Raw genomic sequence first — 15,879 nt, forward strand, 5'->3', positions numbered from 1 at the left:
GGGTTATTCCATATTGATGATCACGTTCTCCTGCCACAGTTGCGGCAGTGCCTTGGAAGTGGCTTCCCAGGCAGCGGCGTCCTTGATCGGCTGAACCTTGGCGTACTGCTCGTTAGGCAGCAGCTTGGCTTTGACTTCGGCTGGCAGGGTCAGGTGCTCGGCGCGGATCGGCCGGGCATTGCCCTTGGCCAGATTGATCTGGCCGGCGTCGGAGAGGATGTACTCACGCGCCAGCTTGGCCGCGTTGGGGTTCTTGGCGTACTTGTTGATGATGGTGGTGTAACCGGAAATCACCGAACCATCGGACGGGATCAGCACCTCGAAGCGGCTCGGGTCGATCTGGTCGCGGTAGGACAGGCCGTTGAAGTCCCACACCACGCCGACTTCCACTTCACCTTTTTCCAGGGTCTGGATGTTCGGGTTGGACAGCGACAGGCGGCCCTGTTCGGCGATGGCAGCGAAGAAGTCCAGACCCGGCTGGATGTTCTTCTCGTCACCACCGTTGGCGATGGCGGCGGCCAGTACACCGTTTACTGCTTGGGCGGCGGCGCTGACGTCACCGATAGCGACACGGTATTTGCCGTTCTTCAGATCAGCCCAGGAATGCGGGATGTCCTTGACCAGTTGCTTGTTGACGATAAAAGCGATGGAGCCGGTGTAGGCCAGCATCCAGTGGCCGTCCTTGTCCTTGGCCCAGCTCGGAATCTGCTCCCAGGTGCTCGGCTTGTACGGCTGGGTCACGCCCTGCTGCACGGCGATGGGGCCGAAGGCGGCGCCGACGTCGCCGATATCGGCGGTGGCGTTGTCCTTCTCGGCGGCGAACTTGGCGATCTCTTGCGCCGAGCTCATGTCGGTGTCGGTGTGCTTGAGACCGTACTTGGTGTTCAGATCGTTCCAGGTGTCCTTCCAGTTGGCCCAACTGTCGGGCATGCCCACGCTGTTCACCGTGCCTTCGGCACGAGCGGCTTTTTCCAGCGCTTGCAGGTCGGTGCCTGCAGCCATGGCGGAAGTGGCCAGAGCAATGGCCGAACCCATCAGAGAAGCCAGCAGCAGTTGTTTCATTGGAAACTCCTTTGCAGTGTGAGTGTTGGTCTAGATCAGCAATACCCGAGCCAATCTAGGCGGCTTTGATGACAGTTTTATGTCCCGATGCCTGTCTCGGGAGACAGGGCCGCCGCCTCATGCAGGGTCAAACCAGCCTAGACCAAGGGCAAAGCCGTGAAATTACGGGCCTTGAGCATGGCATGCGGCATGCTTGTCGTTGCTCTGTCATCTAATGGTCATCTCGCCTGCCTAGGCTTTTCATAAATCAGTGCTGCATATTTTTGCCCTGCTATGGGGCTGGACTAGTCCAATAGGGAAACAATTGATGCGTCTCGATGCGCCACGCGCTGTTACCACCATCTGCCGAGCGTTACAGGAGCAGATTGATCGGGGGTTGCTGCCGTCAGGGAGCAAATTGCCGGCCGAACGCAAGCTCAGTGAGTTGTTCGAAACCACGCGTATTACCCTGCGCGAGGCGCTTGGGCAGTTGGAGGCGCAAGGACGGATCTACCGCGAGGAGCGCCGGGGCTGGTTCGTGTCACCGGCTCGTATCGCCTACAACCCGCTGGTACGCACGCACTTTCATGCCATGGTGGCGGGGCAGGGGCGGGTACCTGCGACGGAAGTGCTCAGCGCGCGCTTGATTCCGGCACCGGCGCAGGTATGCCAGACCCTGGAGCTGGAGGCGCTGTCCAGCGTTTATCAGGTACGTCGGGCACGGCGCATCGATGGGCGTTTGGTGCTGTACGTCGAGCACTACCTGAACCCGGCTTACTTCCCTGGCATTCTCGACTTCGACCTGACCCGTTCGCTGACTGACCTGTATGCCAGCGAGTACGGCATTCACTATGGGCGGGTGCGTTTCGACATGGTGCCCAGTGTCTTGCATGTCGAAGCGGCGGCCAGCCTACGGGTGGCGCCGGGCAGCCCGGCCTTGCACATCACGCGGGTCAACCGCGACCAGCATGGGCGCATCATCGATTGCGATGTGGAGTTCTGGCGGCACGACGCCATTCACGTCAGCGTCGAGGTGCCGGAATAGGCTGTAGGAGCGGCTTCAGCCATGCACAGGACGCAGCAGTGGGAGGGGCTTTAGCCGCGACGTCGAGGGGCCGGAGTAGAAGGTTGTAGCCCGGATGCAATCCGGGGAAGTCGGTTGCAGGATAAATGACCGTGGGAGGCGCTTCAGCGGCGAGCTCTTGTCGCGGCTAAAGCCCCTCCCACGGTTTACTTCGGCTACGGATCAACCGCCGAGGTAGGCGTCGCGTACTTTCGGGTCGTTGAGCAGCTCTTCACCGCTGCCGCGCATGACGATATGGCCGTTTTCCAGCACATAGCCACGGTCGGCCAACTTCAGCGCCTGGTTGGCGTTTTGCTCGACCAGGAATACGGTCACGCCGTCCTGCCGCAGTTGCTCGATGATGTCGAAGATCTGCTGGATGATGATGGGCGCCAGACCCAGCGACGGCTCGTCGAGCAGCAGCAGGTTGGGCTTGCTCATCAGCGCGCGACCGATGGCGAGCATCTGCTGCTCGCCGCCGCTCATGGTGCCGGCGCGTTGGGCGAAGCGTTCCTTCAGGCGCGGGAACAGGTGCAGCACCTTGTCCAGTTGCTCCTGATTGTCCGCCTTGTTGCCGAAAAAGCCGCCCATGGCCAGGTTTTCCTCGACGGTCAGACGGGCGAACACGCGGCGGCCTTCCGGCACGATGGCGATGCTCTTGCGCATGATCTCCGGGGTTTCCATACCCACCAGCTCTTCACCCATGTAACGGATGCTGCCACTGGTGGCGCGCGGGTTGCCGCACAGGGTCATCAGCAGGGTCGACTTGCCGGCGCCGTTGGCACCGATCAGGGTGACGATCTCGCCTTTCTGCACGTCGATGCTGACATCGTGCAGCGCCTGGATCTTGCCGTAGAAGGTGGAGACGTTATTGAAGCTGAGCATGGATTACGCCTCCCCCAGATAGGCTTTGATCACGTCCGGGTTACTGCGGATCTGCTCCGGCGTACCGTCGGCCAGGGGCGTGCCCTGGTTGATCACGTAAATGTGGTCGGAAATGCTCATCACCAGCTTCATGTCGTGCTCGATCAGCAGCACGGTGACGTTGTGCTCGTTGCGCAGCACGCCGATCAGTTCTTTCAGGTCTTCGGTTTCGCGTGGGTTGAGGCCTGCGGCTGGCTCGTCGAGCATGAGGATGCTCGGCCGCGTCATCATGCAGCGGGCGATTTCCAGGCGGCGTTGCTGGCCGTAGGCCAGGGTGCCCGCCTCGCGGTTGGCGAAGTCCAGCAGATTGACCTTTTCCAGCCAGTAGGCGGCAAAATCCATCGCTTCACGTTCGCTGCGGCGAAAGCTCGGCGTCTTGAACAGGCCGGCCAGGTAGCTGGTGTTGAGGTGGCGGTGCTGGGCGATCAGCAGGTTTTCCACCGCAGTCATGTCCTTGAACAGACGCACGTTCTGGAAGGTCCGCACCACGCCCTTGCGGGCGATCTTGTGCCCCGGCAGGCCTTCGATGGCCTCGCCATTGAGGCGGATGCTGCCCGAACTCGGCTGGTAGAAACCGGTCAGGCAGTTGAACACGGTGGTCTTGCCGGCGCCGTTCGGGCCGATCATCGACACCACCTGCTTTTCCTTGACGTTCAGGCCCACCCCGTTGACGGCCAGCAGGCCGCCGAAACGCATGGTCAGGCCGCTTACTTCGAGAATCGTGCGGCTCATCGCTTCAGCTCCAGGTGGGGACGTTGCATCGGCAGCAGACCTTGCGGGCGCCAGATCATCATGAAAATCATGACCAGGCCGAAGATCAGCATGCGGTACTCGCTCAACTCACGCATCTCCTGCAGCATCACCATGACGATGGCCGCGAGGATCACGCCGAGCTGCGAGCCCATGCCGCCGAGCACGACGATGGCGAGGATCATCGCCGACTCGATGAAGGTGAACGACTCCGGCGTTACCAGGCCCTGGCGTGCGGCGAAGAAGCTGCCAGCGAAACCGGCCAGGCTGGCGCCGATGGTGAAGGCCGAGAGCTTGATCACGGTGGGGTTCAGGCCCAGCGCGCGGCAGGCGATTTCGTCTTCACGCAGTGCTTCCCAGGCGCGGCCAATCGGCATGCGCAGCAGGCGGTTGACCAGAAACAGCGTCAGCAGCACCAGCAGCAGGGCGATCAGGTAGAGGAAGACCACCTTGTACTGCGAGTTGTAGGCCATGTCGAAGAAGCCATGGAAGGTCGGCATGTCGGCCGGCACGCGACGCTCGAAGGACAAACCGAACAGGGTCGGCTTGTGTTCGTTGGCAATGCTCAGGCCGTTGGGGCCGCCGGTGAGGTCGGTGAGGTTGCGCAGCAGGATGCGGATGATCTCACCGAAGCCCAGGGTCACGATGGCTAGGTAGTCACCACGCAGGCGCAGCACCGGGAAACCGAGCAGGAAGCCGAACAGTGCGGCCATCATCCCGGCAATCGGTAGGCAGATCCAGAAGCCAAAGCCGAAGTAGTGAGAGAGGATCGCGTAGCTGTAGGCACCGACGGCGTAGAAGCCGACGTAGCCTAGGTCGAGCAGACCGGCCAGACCGACGACGATGTTCAGACCCAGGCCGAGCATCACGTAAATCAGGATTAGCGTGGCAATGTCCACCGCGCCACGACTGGCGAAGAACGGCCAGACCAGGGCGACCATCAGCATGGCGAGGATGATCCAGCGCTGAGTGGAGGGCAGGGTAAGGGCGTTACCGAGCTGGCTGGAGCCGCTCAGCAATTTGGGGCGCTTGGCCCAGGTCGGAGTGATGCGATCACGTAGCAGTTGCCAGACGAACACCAGCACGGCGGCACCAGCGATGCACCACAGCTCGAACGGCGTAGCGCCGTGTACTTCCAGGCTGATGCCTACAGTGGTCAGCTTCAGACCCAGCACCATGAAGGCCATGATCAGCACCAGCAGGGCGCCGAAAATGGCGGATTTGAGATTGCGTGTCATACCTTTTCAACCTCCGGACGACCGAGGATGCCGGTAGGACGGAACAACAGCACCAGCACCAGTAGGCTGAACGCCACCACGTCCTTGTATTGATCGCCAAAGATATCGGCGCCGAAGGCTTCGGCCACGCCCAGTACCAGGCCGCCTAGCACGGCGCCGGGGATACTGCCGATGCCGCCGAGCACGGCAGCGGTGAAGGCCTTGATGCCAGCGAGGAAACCTAGGTGCGGGTTGATCACGCCGTATTGCATGCCCAACAGCACCGAGGCGATGGCGGCCAGGGCGGCGCCGATCACGAAGGTCAGGGCGATGATGTTGTTGGTGTTGATGCCCAGCAGGTTGGCCATCTTCAGGTCTTCGGCGCAGGCGCGGCAGGCGCGGCCCAAACGCGAGCGGGAGATGAACAGGGTCAGCCCGACCATGGCGACGAAGGTGACAATGAAGATCAACACCTGCATATAGGAAATCACCACGCCATTGGCGGCGCTTTCACCGAGCACAAAGTTGCCCGGCAGCAGGTTGGGAATGGCCTTGTCCTTGGAGTCCTGAGAAAGCAGTATGGCGTTCTGCAAGAAAATCGACATGCCGATGGCGGAGATCAGCGGAATCAGACGGTTGCCGCCGCGTAGCGGGCGGTAGGCCACGCGCTCGATGCTGTAACCGTAGGCGCTGGTGACGATCATGGTGACCACGAAGGCGGCGATCATGACCACGGGTACGGCATCTATGCCGTACATGGCCAAGCCGGTTATCACGATAAAGGCGACGTACGCGCCAATCATGTAAACCTCGCCGTGGGCGAAGTTGATCATGCCGATGATGCCGTAGACCATGGTGTAGCCAATGGCGATCAGGGCATAGGTGCTACCAATGGTCAGGCCATTGAGCAACTGTTGCAGGTAATGATAAAGATCAGGCATAGCCTAACTCCTGGGCAGCGCGTAAAGCGGCGCTTGTGGCGCAGCGCGAGGCCGGAATTCTTCTAATAGACAAAGCCCACTGCGGAAGGCGCAGTGGGCTTTGGGTTCAGACAGGTAGCTTACTTGGCTTCGGACTTGGTGCCGTCCTGGTGCCACTCGTACACCACGAAGCTGAAGTCTTTCAGATCGCCCTTCTCGTCGAAGGCCAGGGTGCCAGTGGGGGTGTCGAAGCTGTTGGCGCGCAGGGCTGCGGCCACTTTAGCGGTGTCGGTGTCGCCAGCTTTCTCGATGCCTTCGGCGATGACCTGCACGGCGGCGTAGGCTGGGAACACGAACGGGCCAGTCGGGTCTTCCTTCTTGGCTTTGAAGGCCTCGACCAGTGCCTGGTTCTTCGGATCCTGGTCGAAGGATTTCGGCAGGGTCACCAGCAGGCCTTCGGAAGCAGGGCCTGCGATGGCCGAAATTTCCTTGTTACCCACGCCTTCCGGGCCCATGAACTTGACGTTCAGGCCGCGCTCTTTGGTTTGGCGCAGCAGCAGGCCCAGTTCCGGGTGGTAGCCGCCGTAGTAGACGAAGTCGACACCGGCCTGGTTGAGCTTGGCGATCAGTGCGGAGAAGTCCTTGTCGCCGGCATTGATGCCTTCGAACATGGCGACTTTCACGCCTTTGCTTTCCAGGGTCGACTTGACCGCAGTGGCGATGCCTTCACCGTACTGCTGCTTGTCGTGGATCACGGCAACGGTCTTGGGCTTGATGTGGTCGGCGATGAAGTTACCGGCGGTCGGGCCTTGCAGGCTGTCCAGGCCGATGGTGCGGAACACCAGTTCGTAGCCACGAGCGGTGATTTCCGGGCTGGTGGACGCCGCGGTGATCATCAGGATGCCTTCGTCTTCGTAGATGTCGGAGGCCGGTTGAGTGGAGCTGGAGCACAGGTGGCCAACGACGAACTTGACGCCATCGTTGACGATTTTATTGGCAACGGCTACGGCTTGTTTCGGATCGCAGGCATCGTCATAAACCACGCCTTCGAGCTGGGCACCGTTCACGCCGCCCGCCTTGTTGATCTGCTCGATGGCCATTTTGGCACCGATGAATTGCATCTCACCGTACTGGGCGACCGCGCCGGTAACCGGGCCGGCCAGAGCGATCTTGATGGTGTCTGCTGCCATCGAATAGCTGGCCGCCCCTGCCAGTGCCATTGCGGCAAACAGTTTGGAAATCTGTTTAGTAGCCTTTTTCATAGTGCTCCACTCTTTTTGTGCTTTCGTTGTTTTAGTTCTTGCGGCCATCGCTGCAGAACTGGGTTGTAACCCCGTCCATAGCGCCGACAACTGTACCGGTTCAGTTTAGAGCGCCGATTTATGCCTTGAAAAGCTAACAGTCAGAGGCGAAAGGAGGGGTGTCGCTTAATTGCAAGGAACGTATAGAAACACGGCGTGTCCCGTTACGGGCGCAGAGCGTCTCGCGGCTTGCCAGCGGGTATGTCGGCGCTATCATTGCGCGCTTCCATACGCCAACCGACACGGGGCATGCCATGACGGAACAAACAAGCACCCTCTATGCCAAGCTGCTTGGCGAAACGGCCGCCATTACTTGGCAGGAGTTACAGCCATTCTTTGCACGTGGTGCATTGCTATGGGTCGAAGGTCGTCAGGATTTGGTCGCAGTGGCCGAAGCCGTTGCCAGCGATGATCAAGCTAAAGTCGCGCAGTGGATGGCGCAGGGTGTGCTGGGCAAGCTCGAAGACAGTCAGGCTGAAAGCTTGCAGGCGCGAGAGCCTCAGCTCTGGGCCGTAGTCGTTGCGCCTTGGGTGTTGGTTCAAGAGCGGTTGTCGGCTGTTTCGTTGCACTGATAAGGTGCGCTGAGTATTGAAGAGGCTCGTTCTAGAGCGTTCGGCGCCTCTTTGTTGTGGTTCATGAGGGAGTCATGAGATGTTCCAGCCCGGCCATTTGCACCGTGACAATATCCCAGGCCTCGCTGGCCAGCCCGAGTACCGTATCGACTTCTACTACGACGTGCGCCTTGACCCTCAGGAAGGGCTGATGCTGCATGGGCGCCTGGTGGGTGAAATTGAAGGCAAGGTCTTCGAGGAAATCTTCGAGATGCACCGCGACACGGCCTTCAACTTCGCCAGTCTGATCTCGCGCTTGGTCGCCAAGCATGGCCTACATCCCAACCACAGCCCGATCATGCGCGAGCATAAGGAATACGACGCCATCTTCGAGGACATCCGCGCCAAACTGCATGCCAAGCCAGGTGACGCGGTGAATTTCGACCACCTTGAGCAAGATGGCCTTTGAACGCAGGCGCTATGGGCTAATCCGTTTCAGATGAGGCCAGTGCTGCCTAAGCGCTGGGCAGACATGGCGGTGGGGAAGAGGAGATCGAGCGCATTAGGCGCTGTAGGTATGGGTGCAGATGCGGTTACGGCCTTCGCTTTTGGCGCGATAAAGTTGTTCGTCGGCCCAACGCAGGTGCTGTTCCTGACTGGCGATTGAGGTTGGTAGCAGGGTTGCCGCACCGATCGAGAGCGTTACCCTGCGTGCTATCTCTGAGGCCTGATGCTCGACGCCAAGTTGCTCAATCGCCACCTGTAGTTGTTGCGCTACGTTCAGCGCGCCTGCTTCATCGGTATCCGGCAGCAGTACGGCGAACTCTTCACCGCCGAAGCGGCTCGCCTGGTCATGAGGTCGACGTACCGAAGCATTGAGTGCCTGAGCTATATCGCGCAGGCACTGGTCGCCACGTAGGTTGCCATAGAAGTCGTTGTACTTTTTGAAGTGGTCGACATCGATCATCAGCAATGACAGCGGGTTTTGCTCGCGCCGAGCATGGGCGTGGGCGATCTCGAAGCGTTGATCGAAGCTGCGGCGATTGGGAATACCGGTCAGCCCATCGAGCATGGCCATTTCGCGCAGTACATCGCTTTGCAGCTTCAGCTTCAGGTGATTCAGTACACGGGCGCGCACCACGACGGAGTGAAAAGGCTTGCGGATGTAATCCACTGCGCCCAGCTCGAAGCCAACAACTTCATCATCCTCGTGGCCTTTTCCGGTCACGAAAATCACCGGAATGTGGCTGGTTTCTGTAGCCGCCTTCAGGCGCCTACAGACCTCGTGCCCATCCATATCAGGCATCATCACGTCGAGTAGAATCAGATCCGGGAAAAGGTCGCGGCTCATTTTCAGCGCCTGCTCGCCACTGGTTGCCATGTAGACGTCACACTCAGCGCGGAACAGCTCATGCAGCAAACGGATATTCAGTGATTGGTCGTCGACAAGCAGCAGTTTCGGGCGGCTGTTTAGGTAAGTCTGCAGGCGCTCCAAATCAATCCCCTTTTACAGTGTTGTGTAATGCGTGAAGCAAGTGCCGCGCACGTTGGAAGTCCAATGCATTGACGGCTTGGCTGATTTCATTGAAGCGTTCGCGTTGCGCTTCAGGTATCCGTGTCGCCAGTTGTTGCACCGAATCAAGGGCGCTCAGATTGCCTTGCTCCAGTTGCACGTTAAGCGCTTGCAGTGCCTGCGTCCACTCTGTGCTTGCTGGGGATTGGATCGTTTCAGGGGCGGGTACGTCACTTGCGGCGGCAAATATCGTTTGCAGGCGCGCGCAACTGTCGGTGAGTTGCTCGCGTAGGGCGATTATCCAACTGCCATCTTCAAGCAGGACGCTGGGGTCTTCGGCGAGCTGTTTTTCCAGGGCTGCGCAGCGCACCGAGAGCTGCCGGGCTCCGATGGTTCCGGCGCTGCCTTTGAGTGTGTGTAGGCTCTTGAGCATGGCGCGGGTATCGCGTTGTTGCAGGTGCAGTTGCAACTGATCTAGCTGTTGTTTCAGGTCGGCGGGGAACAGTTCCAGCATCGAACGCAAGAGTGTCAGGTTACCGCCAAAGCGCTTGAGAATGGCTTCTTCGGCTTCGAGGCTGTCGTCCTCTTGGGTTGCGGTATTGGCTGTCGTCTGTAGACCGCACCAGTTACGGAGCACCGCGACCAGCCTTTCGATGTCGATGGGCTTGCCGATATGATCGTTCATGCCGACAGCCAGGCATTGGTCTCGGTCGGTATTGGACGCATTGGCGGTCATGGCGATGATTGGTTGCGTCTGGTGAGTGGGATGCTGGCGAATCCGGCGGGTAGCTTCCAGGCCGTCGATGTCGGGCATTTGCACATCCATGAGGATGGCGTCGAAGGCGGGGTGTGCATTGAGGGCCAGTTGCACGCCTTGCAGCCCACCTTCGGCGAGTTGCACGTCGGCGCCTTCGCCTGCCAGCAGTTCACGGGCGACCTGGCGGTTCAGTGCATTGTCTTCGACCACCAATAGCCGTAAGCCCAGTAGACGCTGGCCCAGTTTATAGCCTGGCAGCACTGGCTCGACGCTGTTGCCATGGCGAGCTTGGTGGATGCAGGCGACCAATTGGCGCGGGGTGACCGGTTTGGTGAGGAAGCCGGCAAATGGCGCATTGGCTTCGCCGTAGCGGTCAGACAGCACTTCTCGGCCATGTGCTGTGATCATGATGACCGTTGGTGGGGGCAGGCCCGGTGTGCAGCTCTCGCGTATGCGCTGTGCTACTTGCAGGCCATCCATTTCGGGCATGCGCCAGTCCAGCAGGACGATATCGAAGGCGGGCTGTGCTTGTTGTACGCACAGTAGGGCGTCATCACCACTGTCGGCGGTTTCGGCATACCAACCCAGGTCGAGGATGGTCTGCTGCAACAGTTGCCGCGCCACTGGGTTGTCGTCGACGATCAATAGGCGCAGAGGTTCGGGGGCGTTATGGCGGTGCACCAACAGATCCGCCTCTTCGCGTGCGCCCAGTTCGATGTCGAACCAGAAGCGGCTGCCTGAGCCGAGTTGGCTTTCCACGTGCAGCGTACCGCCCATCAGTTCTACCAGGCGTTTGCAGATCACCAGACCAAGCCCAGTACCACCGTAGCGGCGTGTGGTGGAGGCTTCGGCTTGGGTGAAGCCGTCGAAGATCCGCTGTAACTGCTGCTCGCTGATACCAATGCCGGTATCACTGATGGCGACACGTAATCTGATGCGCTCGGCCGTGCGCTGCAACTGGTGCAGGCTGACCACGACTTGGCCGCTGTGGGTGAATTTGAGGGCATTGCCTGCCAGGTTGATGAGCACCTGCTGCAGGCGCAGGCTGTCACCCAATAGCGCACTGGGCAGGGCCGTGTCGACGTCGAACATGACTTCGATGTCCTTGTCGCCCTGGTTGCCTGCCAGCACGACTGCCAGGTCGCGCAGCATGGGTTCCAGCTCGAACTCGTGTAGATCCAATTGCAGTTTGCCAGCTTCGATCTTCGAGTAGTCGAGAATGTCGTTGAGCAAGCCGAGCAGAGAGTGTGCTGCGCCTTGCGCCTTGAGCACGTAGTCGAGCTGCCGCGGGTTGAGCTCGGTGCCTTGCACCAGTTGCAGCATGCCCAATACCGCATTCATGGGGGTGCGAATTTCATGGCTCATGTTGGCCAGGAAGGCGCTCTTGGCTGCGCTGGCTGCGTCGGCTTGTTCTTTGGCGTGGCGCAGGCTGGCTTCGAGTTGCAGTTGCGCCGTGATGTCGCGGTTGATGCCGGTGACCTTGACGGGGTTGCCCAGATGATCGCGCTCGACATGCGCGCCAGGCTGGATGTGCAGTACCTGGCCGTCGGGCCTGATGACGCGAAACACGCGGTCGAATGTCGCCCGGCCAGCCAGTACGTCCTGCAGGTTCATCTCGGTGGCAGGTCGGTCGTCGGGGTGCAGACGCTCACGCCAGTGCCGGTAATTGATGTTGTCTTCACGTTGCTCGGGTGAGTAGCCGTAAAGCTCGAACATCCGGTCATTCCACTGCAGCCGGTTGTCCGCAGGTGTCCAAGACCAGATGCCCAGCTCAGCGACTCTGGCTGCCAGGGCGACTTGGTCGTGTGCGGCCAGCGCTTCGCGGCGTAGCCGAACTTCCTTGGATAGATCCAGAGCGATGCCCAGGTAGCCAACCAGATCCCCGCTGGCGTTGCGCATGGCGGTCACCAGCAAGGTCACCAAAAGGTGTGAGCCATCCTTGCGCACGTAGGTCCATTCGCGGTTTTCAGCGCCTTCCAGTTCCGACTTATGCACGAATGCGCGAAAACCGCTGATGGGCTCGCCGTATTCCTGGCTGAGCTCTTCGCCGCGTGCTTGAACCTCTTCGGCGAGGTGGAAGATCGCCGGTGTTTGTACGCCCAACATTTCCTCGGCGCTATAGCCCAGCAAGCGTTCGGCGCCTCGATTGAATACGCGAATCACCCCGTCTAGATCCGTGGCGATGATCGACACCTCGGAGGCTGACTGCAGTACGTTGTTGAGCAGCACATTGAGTTCGCGTAGTTCCTGGGTGCGCTCGTTGACCTGCTCCTCAAGGTTGGCATTGAGTTCGAGGATGCGCGCCTCGGCGGCTTTTTGTGCCGAGATGTCGCGTACGGTTTTCGACAGGCCGATCAGTGTGCCGCTGTCGTCGAGCAGGGGTGACACCGAAACGGATACGTCAACCAGATGGCCGTCCTTGTGCTGGCGCTGGGTATCGAAGTTGTCGACGGGGTCGCGTGCGAGGATGCGCTGTAAGATCGTGCGTTCTTGCTCGACGAGGTGCGCTGGAACAGTGAGGCCGAACAGCGTGCGGCCAATGGTTTCTGCTGCGCTGTAACCGATGATGCGTTCAGCACCAGGGTTCCAGCTCAGCACCCGGCCTTCGAGATCCAGACCGATGATGCCGTCACTGGAGCTGTCCACGATGGCGGCTGAGCGTGCCTGTTCAGCGATGATCTGCCGATGATGGTGGCGGTTGACCAGAATTGCGCTGGTTAGCGCTGCCAGCATGAGACTCAGTAGAGTGCCGATCAGGGCTGTCAGGCGTGGGGAAACGAGATTCAGCTGATTTGCGAAGGCTGGCAGGGCATGCAGCTCTATTTGCCAGAGCCTCCCATATACCTGGCGTGAGACGGCATAGCTGTCAATTTCTTCCTGAGATACCTTGCGCTGGCCGAAAAACTCTTGCGCTTGGTTGGCATCGCTGATGTCGCTCAATTGCAGGTGCAGTCCTTCGCGGTCGAGTTTCAGGCCTTGCAGCACTTCCTCGGTGAGTAGGGGCGCGTAGCTCCAGCCGATACCCTGAGCCATGCGTGCTTCTGCTGTGTCAGGCGTGACCGAGCCGCGATAGATGGGCAGCAGGATCAGAAAAGATTGCAAGGGACTACCGGTGGCTTGTACCAGCGTGATGGGCCCGGTAATACGCACTTCGCCACTGGTCATGGCAGCCATGGCGGCGCTACGGCGGTTTTGCTCGGAGGCGATGTCGAGCCCGACGGCCTGGCGGTTGTTTGCCACCGGCTCGATGTATTGGATGATGAAGCGTTCGCCGTCATGCGGGGTCAGTTGGCGAATCTGGAAGTCCGGCATGCCATCGGCGCGGGCACTGGCAAGAAAGCGCTCTTGTTGTTGCGCAGGTACTCGACGGATGAAGCCGAAGCCACGTGCGCCGGGAAACTCCTGAGTGACGTCACGCGTTTTGCTGTAGTTGATAAAACCCTCGCGGGTGATGCCGTTTTCGCCGCTGGCCAACACCGCGCCGCGCGCGCCGCGCAGGCCATACTGATAGAGTTCGATGCGTTTGGTTACGGCATCCGCCGCGCGCTCGGTGGCGTTGACCAACGCGCTGTGTATGCGCTGTTGGTTGCTTTGTTGCAGCACTCCGGTAACCAGGGCCGTAGCGGCCATACCTGCTGCGAAGGTAAGGGCAACGATCAGCCGCACCGTGGGTATTCCTTTTGCTTATTGATGTTCTCGGGCTGATGTCAGGCCAAGGCAGGCGCACAACTGCTCGAATGGCATGGGACGGCAGTAATAGAAGCCTTGCATCAGTTCACAGCCCAGAGCAAGCAGCTTTTCTGCCTGTTCCAGGTTCTCCACACCTTCTGCAACCAACTCTAGATCAAGAGCCTGGCCCATTCGCACGATAGCTTCAATGATCGCCGCATCGCTGTGGTCGGTGAGCATGTCGCGGACAAAGCTCTGATCGATCTTCAGCACATCGATGGGCAGCTTCTTGAGGTAAGAGAGACTCGAATAACCCGTGCCAAAATCATCGATGGCGATGCGTACGCCCATCTGTTTGAGAGCCTCCAGCAGGCTGCGCGCCTGATCGATGTCGCGCGCCAGTACGCCTTCGGTGATTTCCAGTTCCAGCAGTTCAGGCGGCAGTGCGGTTTCTTTGAGCACGCCTTTGACCATGTCGAGAAAGGACTCTTCGCGAAACTGCACCACCGAGATATTCACGCCTACGCACAAGCGCTGGCCCCTATCGAGCAGTGTTTTGGCGTCGCTGCAGGCTTTATGTAGCACCTGTTTGCCGATTGGGATGATCAGCCCCGTTTCTTCCGCCAGTGGGATGAAGGCGGCAGGCGAAACCAACTCGCCACTATCGCGGCGCCAACGAATCAGGGCCTCCATGCCACGGCTTTGCGCGTGGCGTACGTCGAAACGTAGCTGATAGAACACCTCGAATACGCCAGATTCCAGGGCGCTGCGCATATGGCTTTCCAACAAATGGCGAGCTCTTGCATCGCTTTCGATGCTTTGCGAGAAGAAGCGGTAGCGATTACGGCCTTCCTGCTTGGCCTGGTACATCGCTGCATCGGCTTGGCGATAGAGCGCTTCGAGGTCTTCGCCGTCGTCGGGGAAAACACTGATGCCGATGCAGGCGGAAAGATCGAAGCGATTACCGGCAATGTTCATCGGCAGGGCAATGATCTCCAGCAGGCGCTGCACATAGTCGCTGATGTTTTCGGAGCGCTGTAGGTCGGTCACCAGAATCACGAACTCATCGCCGCCCTGGCGGCTGACGGTGTCGACGCCGCGTGATGCCGTGCTCAGGCGCTGGCTGACCTCTTTTAGAATCAGGTCGCCGGTGGAGTGCCCCAGTGAGTCATTGATACCTTTGAAATTGTCCAGATCCAGCAACAGCAGGGCGAGCCGGGATTTGCTGCGGCGGGCCTTCTGCAGCATTTGCTCGACGCGGTCACGCAGCAGCATGTGGTTGGGCAGGCCGGTCAAGGCGTCGAAATAAGCCAGCCGTTTGGCCTCGGCGCGCAGATTCAGGTGTGCACGCACATGCGCGCGAGCGACCGGGATGCTCAGCGGTTTCTGGATGAAGTCGATGCCGCCTTGTTCCAGCGCCTGGATTTCGTTTTCCGTGTGTGTGTGGGCAGACACGAACAGGATCGCGGCGTCGCACAATTTGGCGTCGGCCTTGATCAGTCGACATAATTCGAAGCCGCTCATGCCAGGCATTTCGATATCCAGCAAGACCACATCAGGTCTGCAGAAGCGTGCCACCTCCAGGGCCATGCGGCCATCGTCGGCGACGTGTACTTGTGCCAGTTCGCCAACGGCTTCTTGCAGAATTCTGACGTCATTGGTTTGGTCATCAACGATCAGAATTACAGGTGTGGGATCGAATCGGTTTTCGGCCATAGCGGTGCTCCGGAAATCCTCTTTCCTTGGAGTCAGACTAGCCTAGCTTCGTTAATGCGCTTGTTGTCTGGAGGCTTGAGAGGTAAAAACCGATTGATGGCGTTGTGCCTTTCGATTCGGCTCTTTGGATGGGGGCGGCGAGGTGCTGTAGGTGGGGCGGTGCAAGCGGTTGCCGTTTCTGCTGAAACGGCAACCGCCTGAGGTCATCCTTGAGGTTGCGTTTCTTCCAGCGTCCTGCGGTAGTCATCGGCTTCTTCTTGAGTACGGAAAATGCCGACCAGCTCACCGTTTTGAATCACATCCCAGGCCTCTAGGCCCATAGCGCGGGCTTCATGGGAAATATGTTCGCTGTCACGCTCATGCACGATCACGTTCATGCTTGTCTCCTCAAATTACGGGTGCGGCAAGATGTCGCACATCGGTTATACGCCTCGTTAGCAAGCTAATTAAACCGGTC

The 15,879-nt window shown here is 59.6% G+C and carries 13 protein-coding genes; 3 read left to right on the forward strand and 10 right to left on the reverse strand.

Annotated features, from left to right (window positions below; genetic code table 11):
* Positions 1 to 3 precede the first annotated feature (3 nt).
* On the reverse strand, positions 4 to 1,062 hold the full coding sequence (locus AERO9A_RS14490; protein ID WP_159972659.1) for an ABC transporter substrate-binding protein: 1,059 nt from the start codon (positions 1,060 to 1,062) through the stop codon (positions 4 to 6).
* Positions 1,063 to 1,369: 307 nt separating this feature from the next.
* Here AERO9A_RS14490 and AERO9A_RS14495 point away from each other — a divergent pair, with 307 nt between their 5' ends.
* Positions 1,370 to 2,086 (forward strand): UTRA domain-containing protein, encoded by a 717-nt coding sequence (locus tag AERO9A_RS14495; protein ID WP_159972660.1) that lies wholly within the window; start codon positions 1,370 to 1,372, stop codon positions 2,084 to 2,086.
* A 201-nt stretch (positions 2,087 to 2,287) separates the two neighbouring features.
* On the opposite strand, the gene AERO9A_RS14500 is transcribed toward AERO9A_RS14495, so the two are convergent.
* The 5 genes from AERO9A_RS14500 to AERO9A_RS14520 all read right to left on the reverse strand — a co-directional run bounded on the left by AERO9A_RS14500 (position 2,288) and on the right by AERO9A_RS14520 (position 7,177).
* Positions 2,288 to 2,989: an ABC transporter ATP-binding protein gene (locus AERO9A_RS14500; protein WP_159972661.1), complete on the reverse strand. Its 702-nt coding sequence runs from the start codon at positions 2,987 to 2,989 to the stop codon at positions 2,288 to 2,290.
* Positions 2,990 to 2,992: 3 nt separating this feature from the next.
* The gene (gene livG / locus AERO9A_RS14505) at positions 2,993 to 3,760 is read right to left on the reverse strand and encodes a high-affinity branched-chain amino acid ABC transporter ATP-binding protein LivG (RefSeq protein WP_159972662.1); all 768 of its coding nucleotides are present in this window, start codon (positions 3,758 to 3,760) and stop codon (positions 2,993 to 2,995) included.
* Positions 3,757 to 5,016, reverse strand: a complete 1,260-nt coding sequence (locus AERO9A_RS14510; RefSeq protein WP_159972663.1) for a high-affinity branched-chain amino acid ABC transporter permease LivM — start codon at positions 5,014 to 5,016, stop codon at positions 3,757 to 3,759. The genes livG and AERO9A_RS14510 overlap by 4 nt, the downstream gene beginning before the upstream one ends.
* Positions 5,013 to 5,936 carry a high-affinity branched-chain amino acid ABC transporter permease LivH gene (livH, locus tag AERO9A_RS14515; RefSeq protein ID WP_159972664.1) on the reverse strand — a complete coding sequence of 308 codons (924 nt, stop codon included), beginning with the start codon at positions 5,934 to 5,936 and terminating at the stop codon, positions 5,013 to 5,015. Before livH ends, AERO9A_RS14510 begins: the two co-directional genes overlap by 4 nt.
* A 119-nt stretch (positions 5,937 to 6,055) precedes the next feature.
* Positions 6,056 to 7,177 carry a branched-chain amino acid ABC transporter substrate-binding protein gene (locus AERO9A_RS14520; RefSeq protein WP_159972665.1) on the reverse strand — a complete coding sequence of 374 codons (1,122 nt, stop codon included), beginning with the start codon at positions 7,175 to 7,177 and terminating at the stop codon, positions 6,056 to 6,058.
* Between the two features lie 293 nt (positions 7,178 to 7,470).
* On the opposite strand from AERO9A_RS14520, the gene AERO9A_RS14525 reads away from it, so the two are divergent.
* Together AERO9A_RS14525 and AERO9A_RS14530 are read left to right on the forward strand one after the other, a co-directional pair.
* The gene (locus AERO9A_RS14525; protein WP_159972666.1) at positions 7,471 to 7,788 is read left to right on the forward strand and encodes a DUF2288 domain-containing protein; all 318 of its coding nucleotides are present in this window, start codon (positions 7,471 to 7,473) and stop codon (positions 7,786 to 7,788) included.
* Between the two features lie 79 nt (positions 7,789 to 7,867).
* The gene (locus tag AERO9A_RS14530; protein WP_159972667.1) at positions 7,868 to 8,236 is read left to right on the forward strand and encodes a DUF5064 family protein; all 369 of its coding nucleotides are present in this window, start codon (positions 7,868 to 7,870) and stop codon (positions 8,234 to 8,236) included.
* 93 nt (positions 8,237 to 8,329) lie between these two features.
* Here the strand turns inward: AERO9A_RS14530 and AERO9A_RS14535 are convergent, their stop codons facing one another.
* From AERO9A_RS14535 to AERO9A_RS14550, 4 genes are all read right to left on the reverse strand, one after another.
* Entirely contained in the window at positions 8,330 to 9,262 is a 933-nt protein-coding gene (locus AERO9A_RS14535) for a diguanylate cyclase (protein WP_159972668.1), read from the reverse strand.
* Between the two features lies 1 nt (position 9,263).
* Entirely contained in the window at positions 9,264 to 13,667 is a 4,404-nt protein-coding gene (locus AERO9A_RS14540) for a CHASE domain-containing protein (RefSeq protein WP_159974057.1), read from the reverse strand.
* 54 nt (positions 13,668 to 13,721) lie between these two features.
* Positions 13,722 to 15,422 carry a bifunctional diguanylate cyclase/phosphodiesterase gene (locus AERO9A_RS14545; protein ID WP_159972669.1) on the reverse strand — a complete coding sequence of 567 codons (1,701 nt, stop codon included), beginning with the start codon at positions 15,420 to 15,422 and terminating at the stop codon, positions 13,722 to 13,724.
* Positions 15,423 to 15,625: 203 nt separating this feature from the next.
* A complete protein-coding gene (locus AERO9A_RS14550) occupies positions 15,626 to 15,799 on the reverse strand; it encodes a hypothetical protein (protein ID WP_178111145.1) in 174 nt (57 codons plus the stop codon).
* Between the last annotated feature and the right edge of the window lie 80 nt (positions 15,800 to 15,879).

This window comes from Pseudomonas sp. 8Z, assembly GCF_902506535.1.
Taxonomy (GTDB): domain Bacteria; phylum Pseudomonadota; class Gammaproteobacteria; order Pseudomonadales; family Pseudomonadaceae; genus Aquipseudomonas.

Bases quoted from the DNA above. Each gene is read 5' to 3' on its own strand.
- AERO9A_RS14490 (WP_159972659.1), bottom strand. From the start codon at position 1,062: ATGAAACAACTGCTGCTGGCTTCTCTGATGGGTTCGGCCATTGCTCTG.
- AERO9A_RS14495 (WP_159972660.1), top strand. From the start codon at position 1,370: ATGCGTCTCGATGCGCCACGCGCTGTTACCACCATCTGCCGAGCGTTA.
- AERO9A_RS14500 (WP_159972661.1), bottom strand. From the start codon at position 2,989: ATGCTCAGCTTCAATAACGTCTCCACCTTCTACGGCAAGATCCAGGCG.
- livG (WP_159972662.1), bottom strand. From the start codon at position 3,760: ATGAGCCGCACGATTCTCGAAGTAAGCGGCCTGACCATGCGTTTCGGC.
- AERO9A_RS14510 (WP_159972663.1), bottom strand. From the start codon at position 5,016: ATGACACGCAATCTCAAATCCGCCATTTTCGGCGCCCTGCTGGTGCTG.
- livH (WP_159972664.1), bottom strand. From the start codon at position 5,936: ATGCCTGATCTTTATCATTACCTGCAACAGTTGCTCAATGGCCTGACC.
- AERO9A_RS14520 (WP_159972665.1), bottom strand. From the start codon at position 7,177: ATGAAAAAGGCTACTAAACAGATTTCCAAACTGTTTGCCGCAATGGCA.
- AERO9A_RS14525 (WP_159972666.1), top strand. From the start codon at position 7,471: ATGACGGAACAAACAAGCACCCTCTATGCCAAGCTGCTTGGCGAAACG.
- AERO9A_RS14530 (WP_159972667.1), top strand. From the start codon at position 7,868: ATGTTCCAGCCCGGCCATTTGCACCGTGACAATATCCCAGGCCTCGCT.
- AERO9A_RS14540 (WP_159974057.1), bottom strand. From the start codon at position 13,667: ATGGCCGCTACGGCCCTGGTTACCGGAGTGCTGCAACAAAGCAACCAA.
- AERO9A_RS14545 (WP_159972669.1), bottom strand. From the start codon at position 15,422: ATGGCCGAAAACCGATTCGATCCCACACCTGTAATTCTGATCGTTGAT.
- AERO9A_RS14550 (WP_178111145.1), bottom strand. From the start codon at position 15,799: ATGAACGTGATCGTGCATGAGCGTGACAGCGAACATATTTCCCATGAA.